Origin of the sequence: Nitrosomonas nitrosa (assembly GCF_003051105.1) — a bacterium.
In the GTDB taxonomy this organism is placed as follows: domain Bacteria; phylum Pseudomonadota; class Gammaproteobacteria; order Burkholderiales; family Nitrosomonadaceae; genus Nitrosomonas; species Nitrosomonas nitrosa.
Map to the genome: position 1 here is coordinate 1 of NZ_QAOO01000067.1, position 2923 is coordinate 2923.

Annotated in this window: 4 protein-coding genes and 1 pseudogene; all 5 read right to left on the reverse strand. The window is 49.0% G+C overall.

The features are described 5' to 3' along the window. A pseudogene (locus C8R30_RS15505) lies at positions 1-530 on the reverse strand (conjugal transfer protein TrbE); the annotation flags it as partial. After that, positions 527-838: a conjugal transfer protein TrbD gene (locus tag C8R30_RS15510; protein WP_107790545.1), complete on the reverse strand. Its 312-nt coding sequence runs from the start codon at positions 836-838 to the stop codon at positions 527-529. The gene C8R30_RS15510 and the pseudogene C8R30_RS15505, both read right to left, overlap by 4 nt. A gap of 73 nt (positions 839-911) precedes the next feature. Further along, positions 912-1301 carry a TrbC/VirB2 family protein gene (locus C8R30_RS15515; protein WP_107790546.1) on the reverse strand — a complete coding sequence of 130 codons (390 nt, stop codon included), beginning with the start codon at positions 1299-1301 and terminating at the stop codon, positions 912-914. 21 nt (positions 1302-1322) lie between these two features. Next, a complete protein-coding gene (gene trbB, locus C8R30_RS15520) occupies positions 1323-2321 on the reverse strand; it encodes a P-type conjugative transfer ATPase TrbB (RefSeq protein ID WP_107790547.1) in 999 nt (332 codons plus the stop codon). Positions 2322-2422: 101 nt separating this feature from the next. Continuing rightward, the gene (locus C8R30_RS15525; RefSeq protein ID WP_107790548.1) at positions 2423-2812 is read right to left on the reverse strand and encodes a helix-turn-helix domain-containing protein; all 390 of its coding nucleotides are present in this window, start codon (positions 2810-2812) and stop codon (positions 2423-2425) included. Between the last annotated feature and the right edge of the window lie 111 nt (positions 2813-2923).

Sequence of the window (2923 nt, forward strand, 5' to 3'; positions counted from 1 at the left end):
TCGGCATCGTCATCGAACATCAGTTCGACAAACTTGCGTTGTGCGAGTATCGGTGGCAGAAAGGTCAATGTAACGACAAAGCGGCTCTCATACAATGTGCCGATGCGCTCAAACAGTTCGCGGCGTTCCTGATCGATGGCAGCCGTCACTGGATCGGGATAATTCGATAGGCCTTTGTCAGAATAACCTTGTGCCGGCTTACGCACCACATCCACATGAATCATCCAGCCGTTCCCCAAGCGGGATAATGCCTGATTGATGTGCAGCGATACCTGTTCGCGCTCTATTTCAGTGCTGCTGGCGGTATCCGCGCCACAGAATTGCCATGCGGCCATCAAGGCGCCATTTTTGCCGACAATGATGCCGTCTTCAATCACGGCCGCATACACCAGCAGATCGGCAAAACCGGTCTCCTTGGATCGGTATCGGTCGAGCTTGAATGTCTTCTCCGATTCACGAATGCGCATAAACAGCATCGACAGCAACAGCGCACCCAGTACAGCAATCAGAATGGTTATCGCGGTCATCATTGAAACCGTTTTTCCATGTGCGGCGGGTTGATAGTGAACGGCGTGCTTCTGGCCGGATAGTATTTTTTGTAGCGCAGCTGACGCAGATACACATGACGTAACTGTGGATCGTGCTTCGCCATCAGCCGTAACGCAAACAAGGCGAAGATCCAAAGGGCTATGCCAAACAGCGTGGTTTTGATTTCCATTGCTGCAAAAATCGATGTGGCCGCAATCAGGATCGAGAACATCACCAGTTCCCGGTCGCCGCCCATGAAGAGATTCGGGCGGTTACCTGATTGTCTGATCGGTATGGTTCGTAACGCCATGACAGACCTCCTGTAAAACGAGAAAGTGACGATTACTGCAGCTACATTCTGGGTGCTGCTAAAATTTCTGCTGCTACGTTTCTTGCACTGTTTCTGGTTGGTTCACAGTATCTACATCAACGGGAATCACCGCACCCTGGAACAGATTGGTCATGATGTTGTTGGCACCGACAAGGAGTGCCATGACCAGCACGATAAAAATCAGCGTGCGGAAAAATGCATTCAATTCACCGCCAAAGATTAAAATACCACCGGCCACGACAATGCCGACGATGGACAGCGTGAAAGCAACGGGGCCGGTCACAGAGTTGCGCAAATTCACGAGCCAGGATTCATACGGCAGTGCGCCACCAGCACCGACAGCGGCCTGGATGCCTTCAGACAATAGAAGCATACTCAGTGATAACAATATGAATAATGCATAAAAAAACAGGGTGTCTGGCTTGATCTGAATTCGCTTCATGTCCGGCTCCTTAAAACAGTATTACAATCGTCGGGTCTGGTAATGGCCTCTTTTAAAACCATAGACTTCGAGTATCTCGTGCACCCGTCTTCCATTCTGGCTGCGCGCAATATGGATTACCACATCGACCGCTTCCGCGATGAGCGGTTTTATGTCGGTTGGCGCATGGTTGTTTCTTGAAATGAGCGATTCCAGTCGCGTCAATCCCGATAGCGCATCATTGGCATGCAAGGTAGCAGCCCCCCCTTCATGACCCGTGTTCCAGGCATCGAGCAGATCAAGCGCTTCCGCACCCCTGACTTCGCCGACCAGGATGCGGTCGGGACGCATGCGCAGCGTGGTTTTGAGTAACTGGGTCAGGTCGACATCGAGTGTCGTGTGATACTGCACAAAATTCTGTGCGGCACACTGAATCTCACCCGTGTCTTCCAGGATAACAATACGTTCATCTGGGTTGTCGAGCGCCATCTCGAAGATAATGGCGTTGATCAGTGTCGTTTTGCCGGAGCCTGTGCCGCCGATGACGAGTAGGTTGCGATGCTCGCGTACTGCATTCTTGATCACATGGCAGTGTCTGGCTGACAACACACCATTCTCGACATATTGATCGAGGGTAAAAATAGCAACCGCTTTTTTACGGATGGCAAAGGTTGGGGAGGTAACCACTGGTGGCAGTTGTCCGGCAAAACGGGAATGATCGAGGGGAAATTCGCCTTCGATAATCGGATTGAGCCGGGTGATTTCCTTGCCGTGATATCCGGCCACGGTTTTGATGATGGCTTCAGCTTGGGCAGCCTGAAGGTTGCCGATGCAGATGATCTTTTGACCGAGCTTCTCCAGCCAGATACGCCCATCGGCATTGACCATGACTTCAACGGTATCGGGGTCTTGCAGCGCGGATACGATGTCACGTGCGTCGCGTTCCAGCTTGCGTTTGGCGCGTTCTTTAACCGACAAAGCAGATGAAGATGCAACCGGGGATACCGGGATGGTTGTTACTGATGTGTCTGGTATAGTCATATTCACACAGTTCAGCTTAGAATGAATATAACAATATAACGAATATTTGATTCGTGCAACGTTTTTTTTATCAATTTTTCGCTTTTAGCGAAAATTATATTTCAATTTTTATGTTTGCTTCTATTCTTTCTGACTTCTTTGGACAGAAACATGCGATTCTTTTTATCCCATCGATCAACCTGATAAGCTTCGTATTCGCTCAGCACGCCACCTTTCCAGACAAAGCCTTTAGGTAATTTACCGGGCTTCCGTTTGGCGAGCGCCTCGAGGTCTGCGAGTTCCATATCGGAACTGTCAAGCAACATCGGCAGGGGTGTTTCCAATGCTTCGGCGATGGCTTCGATGATTCTGAGGGAGGGATTGGCTTTGTCGTTGGTCAGATCGGTAAAAAAGGCGATCGATACGCCCGCTTTTTTGGCTAGCTCCGACTTGGTCATGCCCTTTTCATCAAGGATACGCAAAATATTTGTAATCAGAATTAAATTGTACATATAATAACCATACCAATTTTATGGTTTAAGCTGCTTAATTGATGACTATCTTGTTCTGCTTCATCATTGCTGTTATTTTAATCGAACAAAATAATAATTTGAGCAAGTTAA

What these genes read in the sequence shown, in the direction of transcription:
- trbB (WP_107790547.1), bottom strand. Translation starts at nt 2,321, where the DNA reads ATGACTATACCAGACACATCAGTAACAACCATCCCGGTATCCCCGGTT.
- C8R30_RS15515 (WP_107790546.1), bottom strand. Translation starts at nt 1,301, where the DNA reads ATGAAGCGAATTCAGATCAAGCCAGACACCCTGTTTTTTTATGCATTA.
- C8R30_RS15510 (WP_107790545.1), bottom strand. Translation starts at nt 838, where the DNA reads ATGGCGTTACGAACCATACCGATCAGACAATCAGGTAACCGCCCGAAT.
- C8R30_RS15525 (WP_107790548.1), bottom strand. Translation starts at nt 2,812, where the DNA reads ATGTACAATTTAATTCTGATTACAAATATTTTGCGTATCCTTGATGAA.